The sequence below is a fragment of the Haladaptatus cibarius D43 genome, assembly GCF_000710615.1.
GTDB classification, from domain to species: Archaea; Halobacteriota; Halobacteria; order Halobacteriales; family Haladaptataceae; genus Haladaptatus; species Haladaptatus cibarius.
Genome location: NZ_JDTH01000002.1, coordinates 193,540 through 218,055 on the forward strand (window position 1 = coordinate 193,540; position 24,516 = coordinate 218,055).

General features: G+C 59.2%; 29 protein-coding genes and 2 tRNA genes. 11 read left to right on the forward strand and 20 right to left on the reverse strand.

Features of this window, described 5'->3' with window-relative positions; all coding sequences use genetic code 11:
- The first annotated feature begins 70 nt into the window (after positions 1-70).
- Positions 71-1,147 (forward strand): malectin domain-containing carbohydrate-binding protein, encoded by a 1,077-nt coding sequence (locus tag HL45_RS06170; protein WP_049970273.1) that lies wholly within the window; start codon positions 71-73, stop codon positions 1,145-1,147.
- On the opposite strand, the gene mct is transcribed toward HL45_RS06170, so the two are convergent.
- The 3 genes from mct to HL45_RS06185 form a co-directional block, all read right to left on the reverse strand.
- Positions 1,114-2,265, reverse strand: coding sequence for a succinyl-CoA:mesaconate CoA-transferase (gene mct, locus HL45_RS06175; RefSeq protein WP_049970274.1), 1,152 nt, complete (start codon positions 2,263-2,265; stop codon positions 1,114-1,116). The genes HL45_RS06170 and mct overlap by 34 nt on opposite strands.
- Positions 2,266-2,446: 181 nt before the next feature.
- Positions 2,447-2,905 carry a hypothetical protein gene (locus HL45_RS06180; protein WP_144240019.1) on the reverse strand — a complete coding sequence of 153 codons (459 nt, stop codon included), beginning with the start codon at positions 2,903-2,905 and terminating at the stop codon, positions 2,447-2,449.
- 113 nt (positions 2,906-3,018) lie between these two features.
- Positions 3,019-3,101, reverse strand: a tRNA-Ser gene (locus tag HL45_RS06185).
- A 146-nt stretch (positions 3,102-3,247) separates the two neighbouring features.
- Between HL45_RS06185 and arcD the strand changes: the two genes are divergently transcribed.
- Positions 3,248-4,693, forward strand: a complete 1,446-nt coding sequence (arcD, locus tag HL45_RS06190; protein ID WP_049970276.1) for an arginine/ornithine antiporter ArcD — start codon at positions 3,248-3,250, stop codon at positions 4,691-4,693.
- 30 nt (positions 4,694-4,723) lie between these two features.
- Here arcD and HL45_RS06195 read toward each other — a convergent pair whose 3' ends face one another.
- On the reverse strand, positions 4,724-5,491 hold the full coding sequence (locus tag HL45_RS06195) for a TIGR04282 family arsenosugar biosynthesis glycosyltransferase (protein WP_049970277.1): 768 nt from the start codon (positions 5,489-5,491) through the stop codon (positions 4,724-4,726).
- A gap of 68 nt (positions 5,492-5,559) precedes the next feature.
- On the opposite strand from HL45_RS06195, the gene HL45_RS06200 reads away from it, so the two are divergent.
- On the forward strand, positions 5,560-5,760 hold the full coding sequence (locus tag HL45_RS06200; protein ID WP_049970278.1) for a hypothetical protein: 201 nt from the start codon (positions 5,560-5,562) through the stop codon (positions 5,758-5,760).
- A gap of 12 nt (positions 5,761-5,772) precedes the next feature.
- On the opposite strand, the gene HL45_RS06205 is transcribed toward HL45_RS06200, so the two are convergent.
- The 3 genes from HL45_RS06205 to HL45_RS06215 form a co-directional block, all read right to left on the reverse strand.
- Positions 5,773-6,402 carry a uracil-DNA glycosylase gene (locus HL45_RS06205; protein ID WP_049970279.1) on the reverse strand — a complete coding sequence of 210 codons (630 nt, stop codon included), beginning with the start codon at positions 6,400-6,402 and terminating at the stop codon, positions 5,773-5,775.
- A gap of 31 nt (positions 6,403-6,433) precedes the next feature.
- Complete coding sequence (locus HL45_RS06210) at positions 6,434-7,351, reverse strand: DUF7504 family protein (protein ID WP_084156969.1); 918 nt, start codon at positions 7,349-7,351, stop codon at positions 6,434-6,436.
- A 78-nt stretch (positions 7,352-7,429) separates the two neighbouring features.
- Positions 7,430-7,786: a HalOD1 output domain-containing protein gene (locus tag HL45_RS06215; protein WP_049970281.1), complete on the reverse strand. Its 357-nt coding sequence runs from the start codon at positions 7,784-7,786 to the stop codon at positions 7,430-7,432.
- A 193-nt stretch (positions 7,787-7,979) separates the two neighbouring features.
- Between HL45_RS06215 and HL45_RS20755 the strand changes: the two genes are divergently transcribed.
- On the forward strand, positions 7,980-8,117 hold the full coding sequence (locus tag HL45_RS20755; RefSeq protein ID WP_158413667.1) for a DUF7503 family protein: 138 nt from the start codon (positions 7,980-7,982) through the stop codon (positions 8,115-8,117).
- A 41-nt stretch (positions 8,118-8,158) separates the two neighbouring features.
- On the opposite strand, the gene HL45_RS06220 is transcribed toward HL45_RS20755, so the two are convergent.
- The 3 genes from HL45_RS06220 to aroC all read right to left on the reverse strand — a co-directional run bounded on the left by HL45_RS06220 (position 8,159) and on the right by aroC (position 11,917).
- The gene (locus tag HL45_RS06220) at positions 8,159-10,225 is read right to left on the reverse strand and encodes a hypothetical protein (protein WP_144240020.1); all 2,067 of its coding nucleotides are present in this window, start codon (positions 10,223-10,225) and stop codon (positions 8,159-8,161) included.
- Positions 10,226-10,347: 122 nt separating this feature from the next.
- Positions 10,348-10,644: a HalOD1 output domain-containing protein gene (locus tag HL45_RS06225; protein ID WP_144240021.1), complete on the reverse strand. Its 297-nt coding sequence runs from the start codon at positions 10,642-10,644 to the stop codon at positions 10,348-10,350.
- A gap of 79 nt (positions 10,645-10,723) precedes the next feature.
- Positions 10,724-11,917, reverse strand: coding sequence for a chorismate synthase (aroC, locus tag HL45_RS06230; RefSeq protein WP_049970284.1), 1,194 nt, complete (start codon positions 11,915-11,917; stop codon positions 10,724-10,726).
- A gap of 103 nt (positions 11,918-12,020) precedes the next feature.
- Here aroC and HL45_RS06235 point away from each other — a divergent pair, with 103 nt between their 5' ends.
- Entirely contained in the window at positions 12,021-12,428 is a 408-nt protein-coding gene (locus tag HL45_RS06235; RefSeq protein ID WP_049970285.1) for a hypothetical protein, read from the forward strand.
- On the opposite strand, the gene HL45_RS06240 is transcribed toward HL45_RS06235, so the two are convergent.
- From HL45_RS06240 to HL45_RS06260, 5 genes are all read right to left on the reverse strand, one after another.
- Complete coding sequence (locus HL45_RS06240) at positions 12,376-13,674, reverse strand: alkaline phosphatase family protein (protein ID WP_049970286.1); 1,299 nt, start codon at positions 13,672-13,674, stop codon at positions 12,376-12,378. The genes HL45_RS06235 and HL45_RS06240 overlap by 53 nt on opposite strands.
- Positions 13,675-13,734: 60 nt before the next feature.
- Complete coding sequence (gene aroA / locus HL45_RS06245; protein ID WP_049970287.1) at positions 13,735-15,024, reverse strand: 3-phosphoshikimate 1-carboxyvinyltransferase; 1,290 nt, start codon at positions 15,022-15,024, stop codon at positions 13,735-13,737.
- An 83-nt stretch (positions 15,025-15,107) separates the two neighbouring features.
- On the reverse strand, positions 15,108-15,560 hold the full coding sequence (locus tag HL45_RS06250; protein ID WP_049970288.1) for a universal stress protein: 453 nt from the start codon (positions 15,558-15,560) through the stop codon (positions 15,108-15,110).
- A 157-nt stretch (positions 15,561-15,717) separates the two neighbouring features.
- Complete coding sequence (locus HL45_RS06255; RefSeq protein WP_049970289.1) at positions 15,718-16,860, reverse strand: acyl-CoA dehydrogenase; 1,143 nt, start codon at positions 16,858-16,860, stop codon at positions 15,718-15,720.
- A 92-nt stretch (positions 16,861-16,952) separates the two neighbouring features.
- Complete coding sequence (locus HL45_RS06260) at positions 16,953-17,216, reverse strand: hypothetical protein (RefSeq protein ID WP_049970290.1); 264 nt, start codon at positions 17,214-17,216, stop codon at positions 16,953-16,955.
- A 172-nt stretch (positions 17,217-17,388) separates the two neighbouring features.
- Between HL45_RS06260 and HL45_RS06265 the strand changes: the two genes are divergently transcribed.
- Complete coding sequence (locus HL45_RS06265; protein WP_049971922.1) at positions 17,389-18,213, forward strand: hypothetical protein; 825 nt, start codon at positions 17,389-17,391, stop codon at positions 18,211-18,213.
- 15 nt (positions 18,214-18,228) lie between these two features.
- On the opposite strand, the gene HL45_RS06270 is transcribed toward HL45_RS06265, so the two are convergent.
- Positions 18,229-18,783, reverse strand: a complete 555-nt coding sequence (locus tag HL45_RS06270; protein WP_049970291.1) for an NUDIX hydrolase — start codon at positions 18,781-18,783, stop codon at positions 18,229-18,231.
- A 174-nt stretch (positions 18,784-18,957) separates the two neighbouring features.
- Between HL45_RS06270 and HL45_RS06275 the strand changes: the two genes are divergently transcribed.
- Together HL45_RS06275 and HL45_RS06280 are read left to right on the forward strand one after the other, a co-directional pair.
- Positions 18,958-19,146 (forward strand): hypothetical protein, encoded by a 189-nt coding sequence (locus HL45_RS06275; RefSeq protein ID WP_049970292.1) that lies wholly within the window; start codon positions 18,958-18,960, stop codon positions 19,144-19,146.
- A 29-nt stretch (positions 19,147-19,175) separates the two neighbouring features.
- On the forward strand, positions 19,176-19,595 hold the full coding sequence (locus HL45_RS06280; protein ID WP_049970293.1) for an RNA-binding protein: 420 nt from the start codon (positions 19,176-19,178) through the stop codon (positions 19,593-19,595).
- A 547-nt stretch (positions 19,596-20,142) separates the two neighbouring features.
- Here HL45_RS06280 and HL45_RS06285 read toward each other — a convergent pair.
- Positions 20,143-20,227: transfer RNA gene (locus tag HL45_RS06285), tRNA-Leu, on the reverse strand.
- An 86-nt stretch (positions 20,228-20,313) separates the two neighbouring features.
- Here HL45_RS06285 and HL45_RS06290 point away from each other — a divergent pair.
- Positions 20,314-20,634 carry a transcription initiation factor IIB family protein gene (locus HL45_RS06290; RefSeq protein WP_049970294.1) on the forward strand — a complete coding sequence of 107 codons (321 nt, stop codon included), beginning with the start codon at positions 20,314-20,316 and terminating at the stop codon, positions 20,632-20,634.
- Positions 20,635-20,659: 25 nt separating this feature from the next.
- On the opposite strand, the gene HL45_RS06295 is transcribed toward HL45_RS06290, so the two are convergent.
- Together HL45_RS06295 and HL45_RS06300 are read right to left on the reverse strand one after the other, a co-directional pair.
- Positions 20,660-21,139: a phosphopantetheine adenylyltransferase gene (locus tag HL45_RS06295; protein ID WP_049970295.1), complete on the reverse strand. Its 480-nt coding sequence runs from the start codon at positions 21,137-21,139 to the stop codon at positions 20,660-20,662.
- Positions 21,140-21,189: 50 nt separating this feature from the next.
- Positions 21,190-21,954 carry a helix-turn-helix transcriptional regulator gene (locus tag HL45_RS06300; RefSeq protein WP_049970296.1) on the reverse strand — a complete coding sequence of 255 codons (765 nt, stop codon included), beginning with the start codon at positions 21,952-21,954 and terminating at the stop codon, positions 21,190-21,192.
- Between the two features lie 105 nt (positions 21,955-22,059).
- Here HL45_RS06300 and HL45_RS06305 point away from each other — a divergent pair, with 105 nt between their 5' ends.
- A complete protein-coding gene (locus HL45_RS06305; protein WP_049970297.1) occupies positions 22,060-22,974 on the forward strand; it encodes an FKBP-type peptidyl-prolyl cis-trans isomerase in 915 nt (304 codons plus the stop codon).
- A 45-nt stretch (positions 22,975-23,019) separates the two neighbouring features.
- Positions 23,020-23,649 (forward strand): hypothetical protein, encoded by a 630-nt coding sequence (locus tag HL45_RS06310; protein ID WP_049970298.1) that lies wholly within the window; start codon positions 23,020-23,022, stop codon positions 23,647-23,649.
- Here HL45_RS06310 and HL45_RS06315 read toward each other — a convergent pair.
- Complete coding sequence (locus HL45_RS06315; RefSeq protein WP_049970299.1) at positions 23,646-24,488, reverse strand: hypothetical protein; 843 nt, start codon at positions 24,486-24,488, stop codon at positions 23,646-23,648. The genes HL45_RS06310 and HL45_RS06315 overlap by 4 nt on opposite strands.
- Between the last annotated feature and the right edge of the window lie 28 nt (positions 24,489-24,516).

The following is a 24,516-nucleotide window of genomic DNA, read 5'->3' on the forward strand; positions in this document are numbered from 1 at the left end:
GGTGTATAATTAACTCCGTAGAACGGCGAGAACGGGTCATGGTGCCGCACGCGAGGGGGATTTGAGAAACATGTCAGGCGCGTCATCGGGTGGATTTATTCACGGTGCACTCATCGGTGGTGGACTGGTCTTTTTCGTCGCTGGGATGATTATCGTTGCGGGGATTCCCGGAATCCTCGGGTCGTCAACGGGCGGAATGGACGACGGGACGACATCCGCACCGACGGAAACACAAACCAATACACAGCCGACCGAAACCACCGGAGAGCAGTCAACGACTGAATCAGCACAGTCCACGACCCAGCAACCGCAAACGACGCAAACCACGACACCGCCAACGACACAGACGACTACAGCAGAGCCAGCCGAGGAAACCGTGCGTTACCGCGTCAACGTCGGTGGCCAGCGAATTGCGATGTCTGATGGCGGTCCCGACTGGGAACAGGACTCCGAACAGCGCCCATCACGGTTCGGAAACGCACGCGAAAGCGGCAGTCACACGAACACGACGAGCGACCGAATCGCAACGACGCCGTCCGTCCCCAGCGGAGCGCCCGAAGCGGTCTTCCAGAGCAGGCGATACGACGCAGACAATCCGAACGACTTCAGCGACAACACGGAAATGCAGTATCGGTTCCCGGTCGAGGATGGCAGATACGTCGTCCGTCTCTACTTCGTGGAGTCGTACTTCGGTAACTCCGGTTGGAACGATTACGACGAGAAAGGGCCGCGAAAATTCGACGTCGAAATCGAAGGGGAGCGGGTTCTCGACGATTACGACATGTACGAAGAACTCGGCCACGACAGAGGGACGATGAAATCGTTCGCCGTAGAACCGGACGACGGCGCGATTGACGTGCGCTTCCTCCACGAAATCGAAGACCCGATGCTTTCGGGTATCGAGGTCGTTCGCGTGGGTGGGAACGGAAACGCACAGAACGATAGAACCAGCGATTGGAACGACAACGAAGACGATTGGAGAGACGACAACGATGGTCGGGATACTGGCGAAGACGAAAACAACTGGTGGGACGACGCGAATGATGACGAAGATAATTCTGCGTGGGACGGCTGGAACGAGATTTCGAGTCCGGATTCTGCGCTCGCGCTCGCTCACCGATTCCACTCTCGAAGCACCGACTCGTGATGTTCGTCCAGTAGCGGCGCACGAGTCCCGGGTTCCGGCGGTGTCTCGGTCATCTTAATCGGCGTCCCCGCAATCGTCACGGTTTCGTCGCTTCCGGGTTGTTCGACGGAAACCAGCATATCTCGGTCGTGAATATGCGGATCTGCGAATACGTCCGAAACGTCTTGTACCGGTGCGCAGGGAACGAGTCCGTCGAGTTTGTCGAGAACCGTCTTCATGGTTTTATCCGCCATCCACGATTCGATTTCCGCGCGGAGTCGCTCGCGGTCTTCAAGTCGGTCGTCTCCTGTCGGATACTCCTCGACTAGTTCGGGGCGGTTCATGGCCTCACAGAGTGATTGCCAGTGGCCGTCGCTGAAGGCCGCGACGACGAGATATCCGTCCCATGCTTCGAACGCATCGTACGGAAACAGCGTCGGGTGTGCGTTTCCTTCACGACCCGGAACATCGCTGGTGTAGGAATGCTGGTAGACCGTTCGCTCGCACATGCTCACCATGCTGTCGTACATCGCAGTATCGACGTACTGCCCTTCACCGGTTCGTTCTCGGTGGTGAAGCGCGCCGAGAATCCCCATTCCGTGAAGCACGGCGGCGAACAAGTCGCCGATTCCCGGCCCGACTTTCGTCGGCGGGCCGTCAGGGTGGCCTGTAATCTCCATTACGCCGCCCAATGCTTGCGCGATGAGGTCGAACGCGGGCCGCCCCTGTCGGTCGGTTTCGCCGGTTCGCGGGTCGCCGAACCCGCGAATCGAGGCGTAGATGAGTTCCGGGTTTCGCTCCCGAAGTCGTTCGTACTCCAAATCGAATCGCTCCATCGTCCCGGCGCGGTAGTTTTCGACCACCACGTCGGCTTTCTCGACCAATCGGAGGAAATCTGCTCTGTCGCTTTCGTCCCCGAAATCGAGTTCGACGCTCCGCTTGCCGCGGTTGACGCTCTGGAAATAGCCGCCGTAGGGGTCGTCCTCCTCGGTAAAGGGTTGTTTGGAGCGCATCAAATCGCCGCCCGGTCGTTCGATTTTCACCACGTCCGCGCCCATATCCGCCAATAACATCGTACAGTACGGCCCCGCGAGAACCTGTGTTAAGTCCAGCACGCGGAGGTCGGAGAGTGCGCCCATGTGTTCGTGGGAGGTCTGTCGGCGCGAAAAAGGTTGGTGTGAGGGCAGGACGGGACGGGAGTTTGGCTTGCATGGCTTAAGGTCTCCAATCACGAGCAGTTGCTATTCAGGGGGTACGTCGTCTCTTCAGTCGTTTGCTCTCGATAGGAATCGCATTCGTCAGTCCCATGCCGCAACGGAGTTATTTCTTATCGCACTTGATAACCGCTGGAGGATCATCTAAAGTCTCCGTAGCAAAAACAGTCGTTCCAAGACTTCCTTCATACTTTTCGAAAATAAATGTCGGTATCATACATTGACCATCAAATTGGTCCCTATTCAGATCAACTGTGCGCTGTTGATTGCCGATGCGTCCACTAACAACGATAGGATATTGATTCTCTGGCACATCGGGGGCAATCGTTTTCATGGTATTGTTTTTGCCGTCAAGCGGTGGTTCTACTTCGTGAGAAGACTGGTGGATTCTTTCGCCGTTGCACTTGACCGTAACGTGAAATTCCCTCACTTTGGAGATTGTATTGACGAGCGAAATCCCTCCAAGCGTCACTTGGCTGGTGCCATCTAGATACGAACAACCGGTGAGCGTTCCCATTGAAACCGAACTAGTTGCTAAAAATTGGCGTCGGGTGAGAAATTCCATAAAATATAGTTCCAATAAGCGGGCAAAAATATTCCTACATTACACCGTAATCAACTAGTTTTGATATTACGAGATGAGAATACACGATGCTCGCCGAATAGTCGTGTGAAAAGCGGTGGGATTGGGATTTGAACCCAAGAGGCATGACGCCACCTGCTTTCAAGGCAGGCGCAATAGGCCGCTCTGCCATCCCACCACACCCCACAGTACTGGATACCGGGTTTAAGAACTGTCGGTCTGGTTCCGCCGACGTATCGGGACGAATAGATCATTCGCCTAACGATTACCCACAGGCATCGAACCATAACCGTTTAATTCCCTTGGTGCATCGGAACAGGTACGATGGCGTCACTGGATTTCGAACCCCTCACATACGCGGAGCTACCGGAGAACCGGCGACCGTCGCTGAGACTGGCGCTCCTGCCGGTTCTCGCAACGGTCGTATTCTTAGGTGTCGGCTCGGCTTGGCTGAAGATGGATCCACACATTCCTCTGCTGTGGGCCATCGCGTTCACCGGGCTGGTCGGCTACTACGGACTGGGAATGTCGTGGGACGACCTGTACGGCGGCGTGGCGGACAGCCTCCTGATGGGCTTGCAGGCCGTTCTCATCCTGTTCACGATTTACGCGCTCATTTCGACGTGGATTAGCTCCGGCACCATTCCGGGACTGATGTACTACGGCCTCCAACTCCTCTCACCGACCATCTTCCTGCCGGTGACGGCGGTGCTGTCGGGCCTCGTCGCGTTCTCCATCGGTTCCTCGTGGACCACGGTGGGAACGCTCGGCGTGGCGTTCATCGGCATCGGTTCCGGACTGGGCGTCCCCGCCCCGATGACGGCGGGTGCCATCCTCTCGGGAGCCTACGCCGGTGACAAACAGTCACCGCTTTCGGACACCACGAACCTCGCCGCGGCGGTGACCAACACCAACCTCTACGAGCACATCCGAGGAATGCGAACCGGAACAATCCTCGCGTTCGGAATCGGTGTCCTCGGCTACGCCGTCCTCGGCGTGCAGTCAGTTAGCGGCGGTTCGACCGGAAGCGTCGGCGAGATTCAGACCGCACTGACGGGCACCTACTCGCTTTCACTGCTCGTCTTCCTTCCGCTGGTCGTCACCTTCGGACTCGCACTGCGCGGCTACCCCGCGCTTCCGTCGCTTCTCGCAGGCGTCTTCGCTGGCGCGATAGTGACCATTCTGGTGCAAGGGCAGTCGTTCACCGAGAGCTGGCAGGTGCTTCTCGGCGGCACCAGTCCGGAGACGGGAATGGACATGGTGAACAACCTCTTGGCGAGCGGCGGCATCGAAGGCTCCGCGTGGACGATTAGCGTCGTGGTCGCGGCACTCACCCTCGGTGGCCTGCTAGAGACGACTGGCACGCTGGCGGTGCTTGCCCATCACCTCTCGAAGAAGGTCAGCAGCGTCGGCGGACTGGTCGCTGGAACCGGCGCGTCGGCCACGCTCACCAACGTTCTCACGGCCCAGCAGTACATGAGCATCGTCGTCCCCGGAATGACGCTCCGAAACCTCTACGAGGAGTACGGGCTGGAAAGCAAAGATCTCTCGCGGGCGGTCGAGGCCGCCGGAACGCCGACCGGCGCACTCATTCCGTGGCACGCCGGAGCAGTGTACATGGCCACGGCGTTGGGCGTCCCGACGCTTCAGTACGCGCCGTACTACTTCTTCGGCTACCTCTCACCCCTCGTCCTGTTTGCGATGGCCGCGACGGGACTGGGAATCGGAACGCCGTCCGAAAAGAAAAAATCCGCCACGACCGCGGACTGACGACCGCAGTAACGTATTTTCGCGATTCGACTACCGAACGATTTCACGGCTGCCGTCCACTTCTTCGACGCGCAGACCGAGTTCGTTGAGATACGTCGCTGTGTTGACCGGAACGATTCGACCGGCGGCGATTCGCGCGTTCAGCAGGGGAACCAGCGAGCGCAAATCCTCGCCCGTTCGCACGTTCGTCATCGTCGGCATGAAATCGACTTCGTGGCCCGCGTCAACGCCTTTCTCGGTCAGGGTTTCCAGTTCCGGTGTCGCGTAGGCCTCCGTGAAGTCGATGGTATCTTTCAGGCCGACGAAGTACGCTCGTCCGTCCTCGGCGGGGCCGAGGACGACTTCGCTTCGGCGGAGTTTCATCGCCGCGCTGTCGAGGTCTTTGCGCGTCAGCATCGGGGTGGTTCCGTCCACGATTGCGACGGAATCCACGCTTTCTTGCTCCAGCAGGTGGGTCGCGGTGTTTCCGGCGCGACCCGCGAACGTCTCGCCGACCTGCACCTCGAAGCGAACCTCGTCGTCTTCGCCGAGTGTCACGTCTTCCAGCGCTTTTTCCGCCAGCTTTCGGAGTTCGTCCTCCGAACTCGTCTCGCCCGCGAACTCGTCCGGAATCGCGTCGTCGGGACGGTAGTTGACCAGCAGGTCGCCGCCGCTTTTCGCGGCGGCGACGAACGTATCTTTCAGCATTTCGGCGTACAGTTCCGCTACTTCGGATTCGGAGAGCGGCGATGAGTGTGCGAGTTCCGGCAGCACGAATCCCTCGCGCGGCGGGTCGGCCAGCACGGCGATGGTGGTCATACTCGGTAGTCGGCGCGGGACGGCCTTGAAAGCCACCATTTTATGCCCCGACTGCGCTTAGTTTTCCTATGAAACGAACGAAACCCCTTGCCTTGCTCGGCGTTGCCGTCCTCGCAGTGCTCGTGCTCGGCGCATTCGCACTGCTAATGACGACCCTCCTTTCGGACGTTGCGGCCGTCGCCACCCTCGCGCTCTGTATCGTATTTATCGTCGCACTCTCCGTTCTCGGCGCGAAATCGAAGCAGTGGCGACAGAATCCGTACTGGTAATTTCCCTCCGTCTTATCGACCCTGTCGGCCTTTCGTCTGGCGATAATCGGTACCCATCAACTCGGCGAACGCTTTTACGAACGCTTCGGTCTGTTCGTCGGTCTGTTTTCCCGGATGCACCATCGGCACGAGTTCGAATCCGCGGCCGCGAATCGTCGTCGCGTGGTCGGCCGCAATGTCGAGGTCGCTCGCGCGCGTCGTCGTGTATTCTGTGGCGATTGCTTCGAGCGCGCGCTCCCCGACGGGGACGAGGATTTCCGGATTTATCATCCGGATTTCGGCGTTCAGATACGGCTCGCAGGTCATGATTTCGCTGTCGTTTGGGCCACGCTCGGGATGATAACATCGCGTCAGATACGTCAGAAACGCGTTCTCGATTTCGGGGTCGTCTGCATCCGGGGGGGATTCGCTCAGTCCCAGTCTGCCGAGGATATCCTGCAATCGCTCTCCCGCAGAGTCTCCGGTAAACGGAATTCCCGTTTCGTCCGCCCCTGCGTTCGGCATCTCGCCGACAAAGAGGAACTCGGCACCCACGTCCCCGTACCCGTGAACGACGTTCGTGCGGGTTTCGCACAAATCGCAGTTCGTACAGGCCTCGTCCATGCTGAATGGGTTCGAGCGCGTTTCCTGATTCGCGTCCATACCCGTCGTTGTAGCGCGACGCTAAAAGGGACTACTCCTCGGCGAGGGCGAGAAACGGTGCGACCCAATCTGCCGCCTCACGAACCGAGACTCGATGATTCGCGGCATCGTGGTCGATGAGGCCCGCATCGTCCAATTTCGGCAGATGGAGTTGATACAACGTCGTGTAGTATCTGCGATGTCGATTCCTCGTCGCGCGGTCGTCTCCCTCGAAGTCGGCAACCGCGGTGGCAAGTTCTTTTATGTCCACTGGGCCACGCTTCGAAAGCAGATACCGCAGTGCCTCGCGTCGCCGCTTCGAGCGAAGCACGTCGAACACTACGTCGAGTGACGGGTCGTCCGGCATGGGTAGGTTCCGCCGACGAACCGACCACTCGGTTCCGTCGTCGGTGAGTTCGGCCGTCGCGTCTGCCAGTGCGCGAAGTGTTCTGACGGGTGGAGGGTCGTGAGCACGACGGTCGAGGTAAAAGTAGCCGGTCGCATCGAAATCCGCGAGCAGTTCGGTGAGCTGTCGGAAAAACGGCACCATTTCGGCGAGCGAGACGTGTTCGAGCGACGATGTGAGCGAATCGAACACGAGCGTCGTTTTACCGGTTGCTGACGCCAGCGCCGATTCGATGGCGGTTTCGACTCCACCGAGGTCGTCGGGTCGTTGAACGGTTTGGACGACGGTACCGCGGGTTCCGCTCGCACCGCTCGTCGAGTCGGTCGCCGTAGACCGAATTGTCTGTTCAACATCGACAATTCGGGCGTACTTCGGCACCGTTCCGATGCTGTCGCGCCACGTTCGGAGAAACGTGTCCGCCGAGCGGTCGTACAGCACTGCGACGACGGACTCCGTTTCGGCGTCGAAAAGGTGGTGTCCGTCGTCACAGACAGCATCGGAGAGGGTCGGAACGGAGACGAGGATGCTACGTTCCACGTCGAAATCGAATGTTGGTTCGGTCATTGTCGCTCGCTCGTGATTCGGTTGTGTGAGGTCATAGTGGAGGATTTCGCGTTGCAAGTCGTCATCGTCAGACGGTGGTTAGAGTACGTCGCCGACTCCGGCGAGTTCGGGTTGTTCGCGGATGAAGACGTGTCCATTGGCGTGCGCGAACACTTCGAGTCCCGAAATGGCGAACACGATGTGTCCCTGTCTTCGCTTTCGGCCGTCATGCGTGTCGGCAAATAGAGCGTCGAGCGCGTCCGAGTCGACTGTGTTCGTCAACGGAATCGGTGTTTTAGTTGGGTCTATATTCCGTATTACGGCGATTGCACTGAGCAGAGTTTCACTGAGTTCCCAATCGGTCGTCGCGTCGTGATAGACGTGATAGCCGGTTTCGTTCGCAACAGGCGTCGGTTTCGGGTCGTTTTCATCGAAGCCCGTGTTCACCCTACTCATTAGAATAAACTATGCGTTTGGCTGGCGTAAAAAATTTGCGTCGCATCTATGGGGGATATTATGGACGTCGTACCGAAACCGAAAGCCGTGCGTATCCGACGTAACTCTCACCTATCGTTCGCGTAGGGTTCGTTTATCGCGTTCTACGCGGCTCATACCGAAGTGAGTCGAGGTTGGTATTCATCTCATACCGATGACCGACCAAACGTTCAAATCGTACCTTAGCGAGAACCCACGAATGATAGGCGTGCTGTTCATGGCGGCGTGCCTGCTTGCACAAGTAGGCACCGCCGCGGCGGGCGTCGGCACGCTGGCGGTGTACGGGCCGTAGTCCAGTTTACGAACCGTACCCTGTGTAGCCGAGCACTATCGCTACAGTGAGCGTTCGTCCCACACTAAATCGCCGTCTTTTCGCACGGGAGACTGATGCCAAACGAGATACTGCCGTAACTCGTCCGCAGTCAATCGAAACGTCCGGGTCGCCCCCGGCACGAGAAAATGCTGGTCGTTCGATTCCACCAGCGGAAACGCCATCGTCCCGACTTTCCCCTCCCGCGAGGGGTAGGTTCGCGGCGTCACGTCGTACTCGCCGTCGTCGCGCGTCACGATGTCACAGAGGGTCGGAACGCCGTCTTCGACCTGAACGACGTCCGCGCTTCCGTCGCCGACGACGAGGTAGTGACTTCCCACGATGCTCTCGGCGCGAGCGAGCGCGAGCGCCGAGCGAAGCGGAAATCCGAGGTTCAGCAGTCTCGCCATCGCGTACCCGATTTTTGCGGCACCGTCGTTCACCACCTCGTGAAACGTGACGACGCCGCCGACCGCGCCCGCGTCGATGAGCGCCACACCCTGTTCGTACGATTGGCACGCGTTGAGGAGGAAGGTCGCCACTCCCACAGTCGTCAGCGTCGTCGCGTCGAGTGCACCGTCCCGACACCGAAATCCTTCGTCGTCGATGTGTCCGACGTAGTGGAGGAAATCCACGTCGAATTCGAGGACGGAACGAAGTTCGTCCGTCGAACAGTCGTCGTGAAACGTCACGTCGAAGGCTACCTCAGGCCGACGACCGTAGGCGGTTTCAACGCCCTCGTCCGCCGCCATCGCCGAGTCGTTACAGACGACGGCGATGTCGATGGTATCGGCGTTCGGTTTCCGGTCGAGTTTGTTCCGAAACGCCTGCGGCATCGCTTTCGTCGCACGAAGCGGAATGTCATCGGCGAACCACGCCTGCTCGAGCGATTCGTCCGCGTGCACGCAGACGAATCGCGAATCGTTTTTTCGCCATCCTCGCGTCGTACCCTCATCCCGTGTCGTACTCTCACTCCGCGTCGTTCGAAGAAACGAATCCAACGCGGATGACAGCATGTTGTCCACGGATGCCGGTGTCGCCCGCGGCGTTTTGACGATTCCGAGGTCGTTCACCACGAACGGAAGAGCTTCGATTCGCTCCGGTGTCGGCGCGACGTGCGCAGTTAGCGGCCAGCGCGGTATCCACGGGGCGAGTCGGTCGAACGAAACCGAGAGATACTCCGGCAACTGCTCGGCGATGGGTCGGTCGTACAGATCGGTGAAATCGAGCGTGAGGTCTGCGGTGCGTTCGGCCTGCTCGCGTTCATAGAGATCCACCCGGTAGTAGCCCTCCGTCCGCGTGAGACAGTCGAGGAAAAACACCTGTTTCAACACGCGCTCGATTTCGGTTTCGAAATTCGCCTCCGACAGCAGATATTCGAACCCGTCCGCGACCAGTTTCGGGTCGTCGCCGGGAACCATCTCTGCACCGAGATAGTACGCGAGCGGTGCCGAAACGTATGCCGAACGAAGCGTCGGCGGCAGTTCGAGGCGAACTCCCGTGTCCGGTCGTTCCAGTTCGTCGGGAACGTGCAGTTCGTCGCCCAGTTCGACGCTCGGAGGATGACCACGGAGAGTCGGATACGAGCGTTCGCAGGTCGTCGTTTTTAGGGCGGACGACAGCGACGAGAGGGCGGAAAACACGTCTTCCGGGTCGTCCGTCGTCGTCACCGTGACCGCCGGATGCTTGTGATACGAGCGCGCACCGATGCGTACCTCCGCGGGATCGAACCCGAACACAACGCTATCCATGGTCGCCCGAACCGAGAGTTCCCCATCGACTCGAAGGTAGAGTTTGACGGGGGCGTTCAGCTCGACGGTGTAGGTTCCCGCAGGCAACTGTTCGTTGGTGTCGGAACTCACCTCGAACAGCGGTTCTCCTCGCGCCCCGCGAACGAAGGTATCGACGCGCTGGTCGAGGCGGAGTTCGTCGGTCGAAATCCTCACCGCCCGGTCAACCGGGAAGTGAAACAGGGTTTCGTCCGCCGGTTCAGGATTCACCACGGACGAAACGCCGAGGACGTACCGTCGTCGCTCGATGGAGTCGATGACGGCGAGGTCGGCGTCCGTGAGTGGTTCAAACCTAAGCACTGGTATGCGACCCCCACGATACTAGCTAGCGTTCTGTGTCGTATTAAATTTCGACCTAATATATTAGAATAGTTGTAGAGAACACACATTTCATCCGTGACGTCGTTCTTTGAGAGCCAATTTTAGTTGTCGGACGGCCGCTCGCGGATGAAAATGTGGTCGTTGGCGTGGACGAACACTTCCAGTCCGTCGAGCAAAAACACGACGTGCCCCGCGTTTCGTTCCGACCCGCGGTGTGTGTTCGCGAACAGCGAATCGAGCGCGTCCGGGTCGATGATGCTCGCCAACGGAATCGGGTCGTCGGTCGGGTCGCGGTTTCGAATGGTCGCAACCGCTTCGATAACGGTTTCGCTGAGCGAATACGTGTCCCGCGAATCGTGATACACGTGGTATCCGCGGGGTTCGCTCGCTACGACCATTGGCTCACTCGCGTCCATCCCCCCGTCAGAGTGCATGGTCGGAGTACTATCCTAGAGGATGGGGCGAAGAGCAATAAAATTACGTTTCAGGCTGGGTTGGGTGGTAGTCCGTGTCGTACTCTCCCGGATTATTATCCATTCTGTCGGGATTGATTCGTCCACCGAGAAGCATGAAATCGACGAGTGTCAGCGCCAGCATCGCCTCCACAACCGGCACGCCGCGAGGCGGCAGAACCGGGTCGTGTCGCCCGACGACTTGGACTTCTTTTTCCTCGCCCGCCTCCCAATCCACCGTGGTCTGGGTCTTCGGAATCGAAGTCGGCGCGTGAAGGGTCACTTCGCCGTAAATCGGCTCCCCGGTCGTGATTCCGCCTTGGAGTCCGCCGTGGCGGTTCGAACTCGGTTTCGGAACCTGCTGCGGTTCGCCATCCTTCCCGCTCGCATCCGAGTCGCCGCGCGACTCGGATGCGAACTCCCACTCGTCGTTTCTGTCGTGTCCGGCCCACTCGCGGGCCTCCCTGCCGAGTCCGAACTCGAAGGCGGTGCTGGCCGGAACAGCCATCATCGCCTGTCCGAGTCGCGCTTCGACGGCATCGAAGCGCGGCGCACCGAGTCCGCGCGGGACGCCGCGCGCCTCGAAGTAAATCGACCCGCCGATGGAGTCGCCTTCCGTCTGATACTGGTCAATCAGTTTGCGCATCTCCTCGGCCACTTTCGGGTCGGCACATCGAACCTCGTTTTCCTCGCTGTGTTGTTTGATGTCCTCGAACGTCACGTCGTCCGCCTGAATATCGCCGATTTGGTTGACGTGTGCTTTCAGTTCGACGCCGTGTTCCGCGAGGATTTTCTTGGCGATTGCGCCGCCAGCGACCCAATTCACCGTTTCGCGCGCGGACGACCGACCGCCGCCGCCCCAGTTCCGAGTTCCGAACTTCGCGGAGTAGGTGAAATCACCGTGGCTCGGTCGCGGGGCCGTGATGAACGGTTCGTACTTGCCCGACCGGGCGTCTTTGTTCTGAATGACCATTCCGATTGGGGTTCCGGTCGTGTAGCCATCCTGAACGCCGCTGTTGATGGTGACTTCGTCCGGTTCGCCCCGACTGGTCGTTATCATGGACTGGCCGGGTTTCCGTCGGTCTAAATCGCGCTGTACGTCGTCTTCTGTGAGTTCGAGTCCCGCCGGACAACCGCTGATGGTGACGCCCATCGCCTCGCCGTGGCTTTCGCCGTAGGTCGTGACCTGAAACAGGCGTCCGAACCGATTTCCGTTCATACACCCTGTTCTGCGTGCAGGCCATTTAGATGTTGCAGGAGGCGGTACGTTTCGCCGCGCATCGCAAAAGAAAATTTATACCCCGGCAGTGAAAGGCAATCCGATGGAACGGCGTCGTTTCGCCGCCCTGCTTGGTCTTGCAGGCCTCCCGGGCTGTGTCGGAGTCCTCCCCTCCGATGGCCCGCCCGCGAACCCGGTTAGCATCCGCGTTCGCAACTACTTCAAGAGCAGACGCGCTGTCTTCGTCTCGGTTCACGGACTGGACTCCGACGAAGCCTACGAGTCGGAGTTTTCCCTTTGGCCCGGGTGGGTTGGAACCCGCAAAAACGTGCTGAAAGCAGGCGAATACGAGGTACGAGTCGAGGTTGACAACGGCATGTGGCGCGTCGCGGAGTGGGATATGTGGGGCTGTGAGACGAACACGATTTTAGTCGATGTCGGAATGGACGGCATCGGCATCACCGCGACGTGCCAAAATCCGGACGAAGGCTATGGGACGACTGTAAAGTAGCAACGTTCCCCACGGCGAACGGAATCAACATCTCCTCGCGTGAGAGTCCCCCGTGCATCCCGATAAGGTCGAGTTCAGACTCGTCCCACCACATACCCTTCTCGCGGTGGACGGCCACGAGGTCGGGACACTGTTTCTCGAACCGTTTGCTCGGCGACCTGTGGCCGAACAGATTCCGCGAAGTCGCTTCCTCACGAGTAAACGTCCGCACGTCGAATGCGCTCTCGACTGCGTCTCGAACTGATTCGACCATGCCTTCCTTAAGATGTAACTGGACGTTTCGCGCACTGCCGACCGGTGGAATCGGGCCGCCGTCGCTGTTCCGCCGGAGGTTGTCCCAAATAGGGTCGAACTCGCTGATATCGACGTTGTCGGTCGTGTCGATGTGGCCGTGGTCTGCCGTGGCGACGAGGAGCGTCTCGTCGGCAATGTCGGGGTCGAGTTTTTCGACCACTTCCCGGCGCACGCTTTCGGTGACCATCGCCAACTGCGTCTGGTACGCTTCCGAGTCGGTTCCGGCGGCGTGTGAGACGGCGTCGATTGTCGGAACGTACGCGAACACGAACGTCGGTTCGTCGGTCGATTCGAGCGTGTGTCGGATCTTCATCGCCATCTCCGGGACGTTGTCGTAGGGAACCGGTGTCGCGCTCCCCAGCGTCATTTCCGAATACCCACCGTCAAAGGTGTGTGCGGGTTGCACGAGATACGTGTCGATTCCTGCTTGTTCGGCGCGCGAGTACAACGAGTCTCCCGCAAAGAGCAGTTCCGGGTCGGCGTCATCAAACACGTTTTCGGCACGTTCGTCTGCTCGCGTGCTGAAGGGAAGCGTCTGTACCACTCCCTCGAACTCCTGATAGTATTGATACCAGCCGAGAAGTCCGTGTTCGACCGGATGGCGGCCAGTGTGATTCGTCGTCATCGCCGCGGCAGTTTCGGATGGGAAGACGGACGTCAGCGGCGTGACTCTTCCGCGCTCGGTGAATGTCGAAAGAAGCGGATGAGCATCGTAGTCGCGTTTCCACTGTTCGTAGCCAAACCCGTCCACGAGCAGGACGACGACGTTCTCCGCATCGCACGCGACACCGTCGAACACGTCGTCCGGAAGTCCGGCGTCGAACGACGAATCGAGCACCGAAAGCGCAGTTCGAGAGACGTTCGCAAAGCAGTAGTCGTCGTACGCAGGGAAGACGTAGTCGCTCTCTCGGTGTTCTGCAAGTAGTTTCCGTTCGACTGCGCTCCGAAGCATGCCGGAAAATTGTCGGAGTTCCGTAAAATCCTGTCGCTCGTCTTTCGGTTCCGACCAACGCTATCGTTCTATCTTTGCACCGAGGTCGTACAGCACCTCGAAGAAGTTCGGGAAGGAAACATCCACGTGTTCCGCCTCCGCAATCGTCGTGGTTCCGTCGGCGACGAGTCCCGCGACCGCGAGCGACATGACGATTCGGTGGTCACCGTGGCCCGCCACGTCCGTTCCCGACAAATCGGACTCCCCGCCACAAATCGTGAGTTCGTCTGCTTCTTCCTCGACGACTGCGCCGAGGGCGTCGAGTTCGCTCGCCATCACGGCCACGCGGTCGGTTTCCTTGTACCGGACGTGTTCGCAGTTGACGATTGTCGTCTCGCCGTCGGCAATCGCGCCGAGGACCGCGGTGGTGGGAAGCAAGTCCGGAGTATCACCGACGTCAACTTCGACGCCCGACAAGGAGGAGCGTTTCACCGTGAGCACGCCGTCGTTCCGATTCCAGTTCACGTCTGCGCCCATCCTGTCTAACACCTCGACGATGAACGTGTCGCCCTGCGCGCTGGGGTACGCACCTTTGATTCGAAGTTCCTCACCCTCCTTCGCCGCGACTGCGCCTGCCGCCAGCAGGTAGGAGATTGACGAGAAATCGCCGGGAACGTGGTACTCGCCGTCGGTCGGTTCGTAGAACTGGCCACCCGGAACGCGGAACGTTCGACCGTCTTTTTCGGCTTCGACGCCGAAATCGGCCAGCAGTTCCAGCGTGATATCAACGTAGGGTGCCGATTTGAGTTCGGTTTCCAGTTCGATGTCGATGCCGTCCTCCGTCAGCGCGCCCGCCATCAACAGGGCGGAGATGTACTGCGACGAAACGTCGCCCGGAATCGACACCGTGCCGCCCGAAACCGGCCCCTTCACGACGAGCGGAGCTTTGCCGTTTCCGCGACTGCTCTCGGCCCGGCCATCGAGTTGTTCGATGGCCGACAGCATCGGCCCTTGGGGACGCGAGCGAAGCGAGGAATCGCCGGTTAGAACCGTGATACCGTCCACTAGTGCGGTCGTTCCTGACACCAGTCGCATCGTTGTTCCGCTGTTCGCGCAGCCGATAACGTCCGCCGGAACTTGCGGTTCCCCGTCGAAGCCGTCGATTTCGAGGGCCTCTCCGGTGTCGGTTACGTCGCCGCCGAAAGCCTCCACGGCCCGCATCGTGGCTTTCGTGTCGGCACTCACGAGTGGGTCGTACACCAGTGCGCCGCCGGAATAGCCTGCGGCGAGAATCGCTCTGTGGGTGTAACTCTTCGACGACGGTGCCCGCGCCGTCCCCGAGAGTGACGACTGAGAGAGTTCGACGTTCATGTGCAAGTCGTCGTCACGGAGGGCTAATAGAATACCGCCTCCCGTCAATATCGCCGCCTACCACTAGTTGTTGACAACAATGGTTACCGCACGATCGTCACCGGAACGGTCGCCCGTCCCGCGACGTTTTTTGCAGTACTTCCGAACAGGCCTTCGTAGCGTTCCGACGTTCCGCGGTGGCCGAGGAAGATGGCCTCGAACTCGTTCTCGTCGGCGTACTCCGTGATTCGTTCGACCGGTTCGCCGTACAGCAGTCCGGTTTCTATTTCCAACCCTTCCTGTTCCGCGACTGCCGACGCTTCGTCCAACAGTTCCTGTCCGTGCGTTTCGGCATCTTCGATGTTCGACAGCAGGATGTCGCGTTCTGCCTCCGCAAAACTCGTCGGCGCGGTGTCGCCCGCCGTGAACTGCTGATTCGGCACGACGATGTGAATCGCCGTGATGTTTGCCCCCGTGCCCCGAGCGAGGTCGGTTGCGTATCGAAGTGCGTCCATGCTTTCCCGTGACCCATCGATTGCGACTACGTATCCCCCCATGGTCGCGTGATGTAAGGTTTGTAACCGAATGTGAATTTCGGCTACAATGTGAGGGTTCACTCGGGATTCGGCGGGCTGTCCATGCGCTCGCGGACTCGTATAAAAATGCGAACAGTCTGCCGAGAACAGACTACTCTGTCAAAAGACGACTAACTGTTCAGTCCAACATTTGTGCGGCGATGGTGTTCCGCAGAACCTCGCTCGTTCCTTCGTAGATTTCGTTCAGTTTGGCGTCGCGGTAGTAGCGTTCCGCATCGAAATCCGTCGTGTAGCCGTAGCCGCCGTGAATCTGGATGCCTTCGTTTGCGACCTCGCGGCTGATTTCGCTGGCGAACAGTTTGGCCTGCGCAGCCTGCTTGATGTAATCTTCGCCGCGAATCTTGCGGTCTGCGGCCTGATGCATGAGCAGTTTCGCGGCGCTGACTTTCGTGTCCATGTCCGCGAGTTTGTGCTGGATGGTCTGGAAGTCGCTGATGGGTTGGTCGAACTGCTCTCGCTGTTGAGCGTACTCCAGCGCGTCGTCCCTCGCGGCGCGGGCCAGTCCGATACTGCGCGCGGCGATAGTAATGCGCCCGCCGTTCAGCGTCTTCAGCGCGTGAACGAATCCGCGACCCTCTTCGCCGAGCAAGCGGTCTTCGGGAATCCGCATGTCGTCGAATCGGAGTTCTGCGGTCGGACAGCCCTTGTCGCCGAGTTTGTGTTCCGTGCCCTCGACGAAGAATCCGTCATCTTCCTCGGGTCGGACGACGAACGAGGAGATGCCTTTGTTGCCCGCGGCCTCGTCGGTTTTGGCGAAAACCGTAACGGTTTCAGCAACCGAACCGTTCGAAATCCAGAGTTTGCCGCCGTTGATGACGTACTCGTCGCCGTCCTTTTCGGCGGTGGTGTCCATCGCGGGAACGTCGCTTCCCGCACCGGGTTCCGAGAGCGCGAAGGCACCGATGTCGGTGCCTTCGTTGAGCGGGGTGAGGTACTCCTGTTTCTGCTCTTCGTTGCCGAACTCATAGAGCATGTTACCCGCGAGACTGGTGTGGGCCGCGACGATAGTGCCGAGGCCGCCAGAACCGCGCGAGATTTCTTCGAGGCCGATTGCGTAAGAGTGGTAGTCGAGTCCGGCCCCGCCGTACTCCTCGGGGAAGGGCATTCCCATCAGGCCGAGGTCGGCCATCTCGCTCACGAGGTCTGCGGGGAACTCGTCGGTTTCGTCGATTTCTGCGGCGCGAGGCTTAATTTCCTCGTCTACGAACTCCGCGACCATGTCCCGAATCTGTTTCTGCTCTGCGGAGAGACTGAAGTCCATACCCGAAAATGCGGCTAGTCAATCCTTTACTTTTCCCATCGCCGTCCGGTTCTCGCTCGCCGCGAACCGGACAAGCGGCTAGCGGTCGGTCGTTATTTGAACCGTTTCCGAATGTTGTCCGCCGTGACCACGCCCTGCACGAGGTACGACAGTTTTCGGTTTTTCGGCGCGATGGTCGCCGCACCGATTAAAATCGCGCCTTTCATCGGTTCTCCCTTCCGGAATGCGTTTCCGGCTTGCGCGAGGAGGGAAATGACGTTCAGTTTGTCCAAGGAATTGCCTCCCGAGGGGGAGGGGGCAGTGGAGGTCAACAGTCGAATCCCGGATTTCACGACGCGAAAGAGCGTTTGAAGCATGGATGGATAACACCACCCACAGCATGGTAAAGATGCCGGGCGCACTCGAAAATGGTTAAAAAGGACGACGGTCGTATTTTCCGACCCGCGTTCGTAGCCGATTTTTTGTGTATCTGAAATGCGATTTTTCGCATCCGAAACCGATTACCCGGACGAACACAACTATCGAATCATGTACGGCGTGGTGACTCGAAATCCGGAGGAACTCGACTGGCCCGAGTTCGAATGGGGTTTCTACGAGATGAAAGACGTAACGGGACGCGCAACCGAACCAGTCGAGTCCGGCGTGAACATGATTTCCTGTTTCGGCGACAGCAACGCCGCCGAAAACGACCCTTCGCTGGTTCCGGTGAGCGACGAAGGCGAACTGGCGACCCGGGAGCGACCCTACTTCGATTGGGGCTACATCTGTCCGACGCGCGAATCCTACCGCGAAGGATTGTTAGAGATGATTTCCGATGCCGCAGAGGCGAACCCCGACGTTCGACTAGACGACATCGGATTCCCGCGCGCAGAGTACTGTCACTGCGACCAGTGTGAATCCGAATTCGAAGAAAGCGACTACGACGACTGGCAAGAATGGCGAGCCAACGTCATCACGGAGTTCGTCGCGGACGCAACCGACCGAATCCCTGGCAAAACCTATCTCACACTCTATCCCGACCCCTATCCCGGCCACCTCTACGAGCGCGCCGGACTGGATTTGGACGCCCTGTCGGAATACGTAGACGAGTTCGTCGTCCCGCTGTACGACATGGCCTACTCCACGACCTACTGGTTGGAGGTCATCGCAACCGGGTTCGAAGACGCGCTCGACATCCCGTTCAGCATCGAACTCTACGCGGTTGATATCGACATCGACAACCTGATTCACGCCACGGAAGTCGCGGACGCCTACGCGAACGACGTGTTTTTCGGCTACGAATCCAGCAACGCTCGCGGCGCGATTCGGCGGATGGACGCCGACTCGCGCGAGGGGGTCTCGCACGGAAACTGAATTCAAAATCGAATTTTAAAACCGCTCGTCTCGCCACGCGCACAACTGCTCGCGGTCGCGGGTGTTTTCGGGCAGTTCGGCGAACCACTGCGCGTCAGTAATCTCCCCATCGGGGTCATCGACCGTCAGGGAAGTCGTCTCGGCTTTCGCTTCGAACACCGGGAGGACGCCCCACGTCGAATAGTCGCCGCACCGAATTGCAGTTCGGGTCGCAATGCCTAACCCCTCGTATTTCGCCCCAATTCCCGCCTCCTCGTCGAGTTCTCGCTCCGCCGTCTCGCGGAAAGATTCCCCGTCACGAACGCCGCCGCCGGGGAGTACCCACATATCCACGCCTTCGTGCCAGACGAGGAGCAGTTCGCCTGACGGTCGATAGACGGCGGTGTGCGCGCCGTAAGGTGCGCCGCTTTCTGACACTCTTTGGGCGAGCGTCCGGAACCGTCGGCGGGAAACGTCGTAGGTGCGTGAAAACTCCAAAAACTGCGTGTGGTCGTCCGTCAGTCCGTGGTAGGCCTGCTCGGCGCGCTGTTCCGCCTCGGTGGCGAGAAACCACAGGTCATCGAGCGTCATCGTTGGTCGCGTGGGGCCGTGACCGTGGTGGTGTGGAGCGCGACCGACGAGACGAGCGAGGAGATGGAGCGAGTGTAATCATGTGCCACGGTATTCCGGCAGGCAGAATAAGCCTTCGGTCACCGACACTCCGGAATCGGTCGCTTTTTACCATCGGGCGGGCTATTCGGCGGTATGAGCTTCGAGGAAGACGACCACGTCATCCTGCACGACCAGCACAGCGACTACGACGGCGAAGAGGGCAAAATAACGCAGGTCATGGAGAGCATGTTCGGCGACGCCACGTACACGATTAGCTTCGAAGACGGACAGGAAACGGGCATCCCCGAGGACTCGCTCGAAGCCGTCGAAGACGAAGCGTAACTTTTCTTTCTTCCACTCGTACATCCATTATGGCCAGCGTTCCCTTCCACTACATCGACCTGCGGACGTTCTGCTACGCAACTGAGGACGACCAGCGCGTCGAAACCGCCCTCGAAACGTACCTCCCCGAAGAGGTCGAAATCGACCGAATGAAAAGCGAAGGACACCACGGCGACCGAATCATCGTCCTCTCCGCGCGCGTAGAGAACGCCGACGAGATGCGCCACGTCCTCGGCAAACTCCGCGAACTCGCCGACATCGACCAAATCCGGGACGAACTAAACCAGCGCGTGGACGACAACTGTTCGTTCTTTGTCTCGCTCGACAAGCAGTCAGCGTACCGCGACACGGTCGAACTCGGCGAGGGAATTACCCTCCGCGCGAAAGTCGAGGCCTATCCCGCGAAGAAAGACGCCGCGGTCGAAAACGCCCGCGACGCACTCGCCTGACGACGACTCTCTCCGATTTTCGTTGATTTCCACGTCGTTCCGAACTGGTTACTGCAATTCACTTCTGAACGTTTCCACCGACACAAAGTATATCAAGGTACATCGTGTGTTGGCGAGTGTTACCACGTATCGAACGTGAGTGAGTATCATGCAAGAGTGCCCATACTGTAGTTCTGAACTACTCGGCGGCAGTAATTCGAAGACGACTCGCAACGGGAACCCAACTGGACACAAAAGTACCGGCACAGAAATGGTGTCGTGCCCTGATTGTGGCGGCGTTATCGACGGATTCAGCGACCACTGAAGTTGTGTTGAGCGGCGAGTGGTGATTTTTCATTTTCGGTAGTCATGTGATTCGTTGTGACTTGCAGGATTCGAATCCGCTGAACACATTCTCCTCTCACGAACGAAGTTCGAGGAGAATGTGCGGGACCGGATTCGAACCACGCCAAGACGTTCCGGGTCGCTTCGCTTCCCGGGCGTGCGTCTCGTCTACTTCGAATCTGCTCGGCACAATTTTGTCACTCACGATTTGTTCGTGACAAAATGTGCGGGACCGGATTCGAACCGGCGGACTCCTACGAGACAGCGTCCTAAGCGCTGCGCCGTTGGCCTAGCTTGGCTACCCGCACGCAACATCAACTTCCGAACTCTGCGATAAGAACCTGTCGCTCTCGTCGGACGAGCGTTTATATTCCATGCCGCGCTACCTCGTGTCGTGTATCGGGCACGTGACCAAGTCGAAAACGAAGCGTGGCTTGCCGAACTCCAACAGGCCGCCGACCGTCTGGAACTCGAAACCGGGGCGCGCTCGCGCGCGGCCGACCTCTTTCTCACCACGATTTCCGACGTGGACAACCCCGAAGACCGGTCGAAGCGCGCGGTCGCCGCAGCCAGCCTCTACGCCGGGTCGCTCATCGAGGGGGACCAGCGTTCACAGCAGGCGGTGGCGGATGCGGTCGGTGTCGCCCGGCTGACGATTCAGCAACGCTGGAAGACGATTCTGGAAACAGCGGGACTGCAACCGCCGTCGTGGTAGACAGTCGAAAAGAAAAACCGAAAACTCAGTCGCGTCCGCTCTGGGCCGGGGTGAGATTGCCGTGCTCGTCGATTTCGCCCCTGACGATTCGCGTGCTGGAAATGATGTCGCCGTCTTCGGCCTCGACGTGCGGGACGACCACGATTTCGAGCGAGTCGAATCCCCGCTCTTCCCGGATTTCGTTGATTCGCTCGCCGCCGTGTTTCGTTTCGGGGGAAACGATGAGTACGTCGAACTTTTCCTCAGTGGCGATACCGGTCGGTTCAGTGAGTTTTCGAACGTCGAACTCGCGGTCTTTCTCTTCGGCGAACGGTCTGAGTTCGGCTTCGAGGTCGGCTTTTCGCTTCGCAAACGACCGAACGTTCCGGTCTTCGTTGCGCGTTTTCGGCGCGAGGTCGTCGCTCGTCAATCCAACTGTCACGTCGCCGAGTTCGAACGCTCGCTCGAACAACGCCCGGTGACCATCGTGTACCGGGTCAAACGTCCCACCCAACGCCACGTCCATACACCGGCGAATGGTTCGGCGTGGTTTATCACCTTCGGAACTCCCCGCCGTCACCGAATGGGGGACGAGCGATTGCGATACTGCTGATAGAGGGTTTTAGCCCAATCCAGAAACTTCGGGTCGTCGCACTCAAGCAGTGCTCGAAGTTGCCCCTCTGTGTCGTATGCGCCCGCGAACGCCCAATTATCGCCGAGTGTGAGGCCGAAGTCAACCGGGCCGTCGTGTTCGTAGATGTCGATGGCGCGACTGACGAGCCGAAATTCGAGCGGATTGCTTGACCGTGCGGTTTCGATTCGCTCCGGCGGCATGACGAGTTCCGTTTCGACGCCAGACAGAACGAGTTCTGCGTGCGCGTCGTGATACAGTCTACTCAGGACGGGGGCGAGCATGCGAACCGTCTCCGTTTCTCGCGCGCGCAGTCGCTTTACGTAGTGGCTCACTGGGGCCTGTGGTTGGTCGGGGGATGCCGTAACGAGTGTCGCGTCGGCCAACCACGCAGGATTCGGGGCGTGGTCTGCATCCGGAAGATGTCGATAGAAGGGGTCGTATGTAGAAATCGTATCGAGCGTTTCGATGTATTTCCGATGGGTTCGAGCGACGAGTTCGCCGCTGGTGGTGAGTTCGTAGACGCCGTCACGTTTTTTCACCCATCCACGGTCTGCGAACTCAGAGAGATTTCGCTGAACACTTCGGCGGGAAACGTCCGTCGCGTCGGCCATGTCCCGTGGGGAACCCGACTGCTCGCGGAGATGGGCGAGCAACCGGTGTCGCTCCGGCGACCCGGCGAGGAACGCGGCGGCCTCTGACGCATTCATCGCCGAAAACTACACGAAGGAGGGATGTAAACGTCCCTCTTCAACGATGCACTCTCTCGCGGGCGAAACGTGATTCTTAAGGGGCGAACGGGTGTCGTTTCGTGTATGAGTGACGAACAAGAGGCAGAAGCGACCGAAGAAGAAACCGAACAGCAGGACGGACTGCAAGAAGGCGACTTCATCAGTCTCGATTACACCGCACGAACCGTCGAAGAAGGCGACCTCGTTGACACGACCAGCGAAGAGGTTGCGGAAGAAGAAGGCGTCGAAGCCGAAGGCCGAGAGTTCGGCCCGCGCACCATCGTTCTCGGTGCAGGCCACATCTTCGAGGGTGTCGAAGAGGACATCTACGGCAAAGAAGCGGGCGCAGAGGGTGAGGTAACAGTCGAACTCGCATTCGGCGAGTACGACAACGAAGAGGTTCGAACCATCAGTGCCGACAAGATTCAGGAAGACGACCGTTATCCCGGCGCGCGCGTCAACGTTGACGGCCAGCAGGGCTACGTCGAGACAATCATCGGCGGCCGCGCACGTGTGGACTTCAACCACCCGCTCGCGGGCGAAGACATCGAATACGAGTACGAAGTGCTCGAAGAAGTCGACGACCAAGACGAGAAGGCAAAAGGCCTGTTCTCGATGTACATCGACGCCGACCTCGACATGTGGATTGAGACGGACGAAGTCGAGGAAGAGGACGAAGACGGCGAAACCGAGACGGTCGAAAAGGAGACGCTGTACATCGAGGCGACGCCACAGCTCTCGATGAACCAGCAGTGGATGTTCCAGAAACAGCAAATCGCACAGGACGTCATCGACCGACTCGACTTAGACCGCGTCATCGTGCAGGAAACCATCGACGGCTCCGCCGGTGGCATGATGGGCGGTATGGGCGGCATGATGGGCGGTGCCGGCGAGGCGGACCTCGAAGAGGCTCTCGAAGACGCTGACATCGACGAGGACGAAATCGTCGAGGAACTCGAAGCGGAAGGCGAGGACGAAGCGGAAGACGTCGAAGAGTAAAGCCGTAACCGAACCGTTTTTTCGGCCGTAAACAACTATCGGGGTATGCACACCCCGACGAGACTCTTTCATCTCCACTTCAACACGCCGGACGTCGGCCGCGCAGAGCGACGACTTTCGGAAGTCGGTTTGCCGCTGAACCACCGATTCGGCCACATCGATGGCGAATCTCACGCGCTGGATGCAGACGAACCGATTCCGGAGGACTTTCGCCTACGTCTTCAGGACGCAGAGCGAGGCTACGCGAACGTCACGGTCGCACCCGGACAAAAGCCGCATTTCGACCATCTCGGACTCTGTACGTGCGAGTTCGACGCGATTTGTGACCGAGCGGAGAACACGGGGTGGTCGGTGCGCGACCGCGACGGGAGACGAACGTTCGTCATGACCCCGTGGGGGTTTCGGGTCGAACTGCATCCGGACGGAAGCGCGGTGGAGGAATCTCTCGGGTCGTGGGACGACGCGCATTTCGAGGCCGTCGAACTCACGATTTCGGAGTCGGACGGAGACGAAACCGCATCGGAAAAATTTAGGTTGATTTTCGGGGGCGTTCCGGGACTCGAAATCCGAGACCGCGAAGACGTTTGGATTCCGCGATTTCGACTGGCTGGCGATGCGTTTTCGGATGGGTCGCAAACCGAAACAGTAGAAATAGACACGAAAAATCTGTTTTAGTTGTCCGAGTTGTTTCCAGTGTTGGAGTCGTTACCGTTGTCGGAGCCGCCTCCAGTGTTGGATCCATTCCCGTTGTCGGAGCCGTTTCCGGGCGAACTCGTCGCGGTTTCCTGTCCTTCGCTTCCCCTATCGACTTCCTCCGCCGACCACTCCCCAGCAGTCGCGTTTCGAACGACCGCCGATTCCGCGGTTCCGTTTTGAATAACGACGTCGGGTCGCGGTGCTGACGAGGGGTCTGTCGCGGCAGACGAAACCGGTGACTCATCGGAACGTTCTGGCACCTCCACGTTTCGGACGGTCATGTTCTCCACAGTCAGCGCGTCGAGGTTCGCACCTTCGACGACTACGTTAGCGAGGACGGTTCGCTCGATAACACGGTCTCTCACGCCCGGGTCGAAGATGTCGCCGCCCGGAATATCGAGAATCGAGCGATTTCTGACGACGATTCGCTGTGCGGTCACGTTGTTCAGTTCCCCTTCTTCGATTTCGAGTTCGGCGACATCGACGTTGCGCAGTGTAACGTTCCGGCGGACTTCATCATCCGTTTGCAGTCTCCGAACGCGAACGGTATCCACCGTGGCGTTTCGCACCGTGGCGTTTCGCAGTGCCCACGTTCGAATCGTCGCGTTGTCGATGGAGACTTTGTACTGGCCGAGTTGGCCGAACTGCCCGAACTGATTGACTTGGCCATTCGCTTCGTAACTGTCGCCGACGGCCGGTTTCGCGTTCGGCGTCGAACCGACGCCGCCAGCGAGCGGTGTTACTCCCGAGAGTGCGAGGAGAACCGATAAAACGAGCACAGACACGACAGTGATCCGGTGGTCGACTGGGACTCTCATACTGCCACAAATCCGAGAGACGGCATAA

Excerpts from the sequence above, each read along its gene's own strand:
- HL45_RS06170 (WP_049970273.1), top strand. The coding sequence starts at position 71 with ATGTCAGGCGCGTCATCGGGTGGATTTATTCACGGTGCACTCATCGGT.
- mct (WP_049970274.1), bottom strand. The coding sequence starts at position 2,265 with ATGGGCGCACTCTCCGACCTCCGCGTGCTGGACTTAACACAGGTTCTC.
- HL45_RS06180 (WP_144240019.1), bottom strand. The coding sequence starts at position 2,905 with ATGGAATTTCTCACCCGACGCCAATTTTTAGCAACTAGTTCGGTTTCA.
- arcD (WP_049970276.1), top strand. The coding sequence starts at position 3,248 with ATGGCGTCACTGGATTTCGAACCCCTCACATACGCGGAGCTACCGGAG.
- HL45_RS06195 (WP_049970277.1), bottom strand. The coding sequence starts at position 5,491 with ATGACCACCATCGCCGTGCTGGCCGACCCGCCGCGCGAGGGATTCGTG.
- HL45_RS06200 (WP_049970278.1), top strand. The coding sequence starts at position 5,560 with ATGAAACGAACGAAACCCCTTGCCTTGCTCGGCGTTGCCGTCCTCGCA.
- HL45_RS06205 (WP_049970279.1), bottom strand. The coding sequence starts at position 6,402 with ATGGACGCGAATCAGGAAACGCGCTCGAACCCATTCAGCATGGACGAG.
- HL45_RS06210 (WP_084156969.1), bottom strand. The coding sequence starts at position 7,351 with ATGACCGAACCAACATTCGATTTCGACGTGGAACGTAGCATCCTCGTC.
- HL45_RS06215 (WP_049970281.1), bottom strand. The coding sequence starts at position 7,786 with ATGAGTAGGGTGAACACGGGCTTCGATGAAAACGACCCGAAACCGACG.
- HL45_RS20755 (WP_158413667.1), top strand. The coding sequence starts at position 7,980 with ATGACCGACCAAACGTTCAAATCGTACCTTAGCGAGAACCCACGAATG.
- HL45_RS06225 (WP_144240021.1), bottom strand. The coding sequence starts at position 10,644 with ATGGTCGTAGCGAGCGAACCCCGCGGATACCACGTGTATCACGATTCG.
- aroC (WP_049970284.1), bottom strand. The coding sequence starts at position 11,917 with ATGAACGGAAATCGGTTCGGACGCCTGTTTCAGGTCACGACCTACGGC.
- HL45_RS06235 (WP_049970285.1), top strand. The coding sequence starts at position 12,021 with ATGGAACGGCGTCGTTTCGCCGCCCTGCTTGGTCTTGCAGGCCTCCCG.
- HL45_RS06240 (WP_049970286.1), bottom strand. The coding sequence starts at position 13,674 with ATGCTTCGGAGCGCAGTCGAACGGAAACTACTTGCAGAACACCGAGAG.
- aroA (WP_049970287.1), bottom strand. The coding sequence starts at position 15,024 with ATGAACGTCGAACTCTCTCAGTCGTCACTCTCGGGGACGGCGCGGGCA.
- HL45_RS06250 (WP_049970288.1), bottom strand. The coding sequence starts at position 15,560 with ATGGGGGGATACGTAGTCGCAATCGATGGGTCACGGGAAAGCATGGAC.
- HL45_RS06255 (WP_049970289.1), bottom strand. The coding sequence starts at position 16,860 with ATGGACTTCAGTCTCTCCGCAGAGCAGAAACAGATTCGGGACATGGTC.
- HL45_RS06260 (WP_049970290.1), bottom strand. The coding sequence starts at position 17,216 with ATGCTTCAAACGCTCTTTCGCGTCGTGAAATCCGGGATTCGACTGTTG.
- HL45_RS06265 (WP_049971922.1), top strand. The coding sequence starts at position 17,389 with ATGTACGGCGTGGTGACTCGAAATCCGGAGGAACTCGACTGGCCCGAG.
- HL45_RS06270 (WP_049970291.1), bottom strand. The coding sequence starts at position 18,783 with ATGACGCTCGATGACCTGTGGTTTCTCGCCACCGAGGCGGAACAGCGC.
- HL45_RS06275 (WP_049970292.1), top strand. The coding sequence starts at position 18,958 with ATGAGCTTCGAGGAAGACGACCACGTCATCCTGCACGACCAGCACAGC.
- HL45_RS06280 (WP_049970293.1), top strand. The coding sequence starts at position 19,176 with ATGGCCAGCGTTCCCTTCCACTACATCGACCTGCGGACGTTCTGCTAC.
- HL45_RS06295 (WP_049970295.1), bottom strand. The coding sequence starts at position 21,139 with ATGGACGTGGCGTTGGGTGGGACGTTTGACCCGGTACACGATGGTCAC.
- HL45_RS06300 (WP_049970296.1), bottom strand. The coding sequence starts at position 21,954 with ATGAATGCGTCAGAGGCCGCCGCGTTCCTCGCCGGGTCGCCGGAGCGA.
- HL45_RS06305 (WP_049970297.1), top strand. The coding sequence starts at position 22,060 with ATGAGTGACGAACAAGAGGCAGAAGCGACCGAAGAAGAAACCGAACAG.
- HL45_RS06310 (WP_049970298.1), top strand. The coding sequence starts at position 23,020 with ATGCACACCCCGACGAGACTCTTTCATCTCCACTTCAACACGCCGGAC.
- HL45_RS06315 (WP_049970299.1), bottom strand. The coding sequence starts at position 24,488 with ATGAGAGTCCCAGTCGACCACCGGATCACTGTCGTGTCTGTGCTCGTT.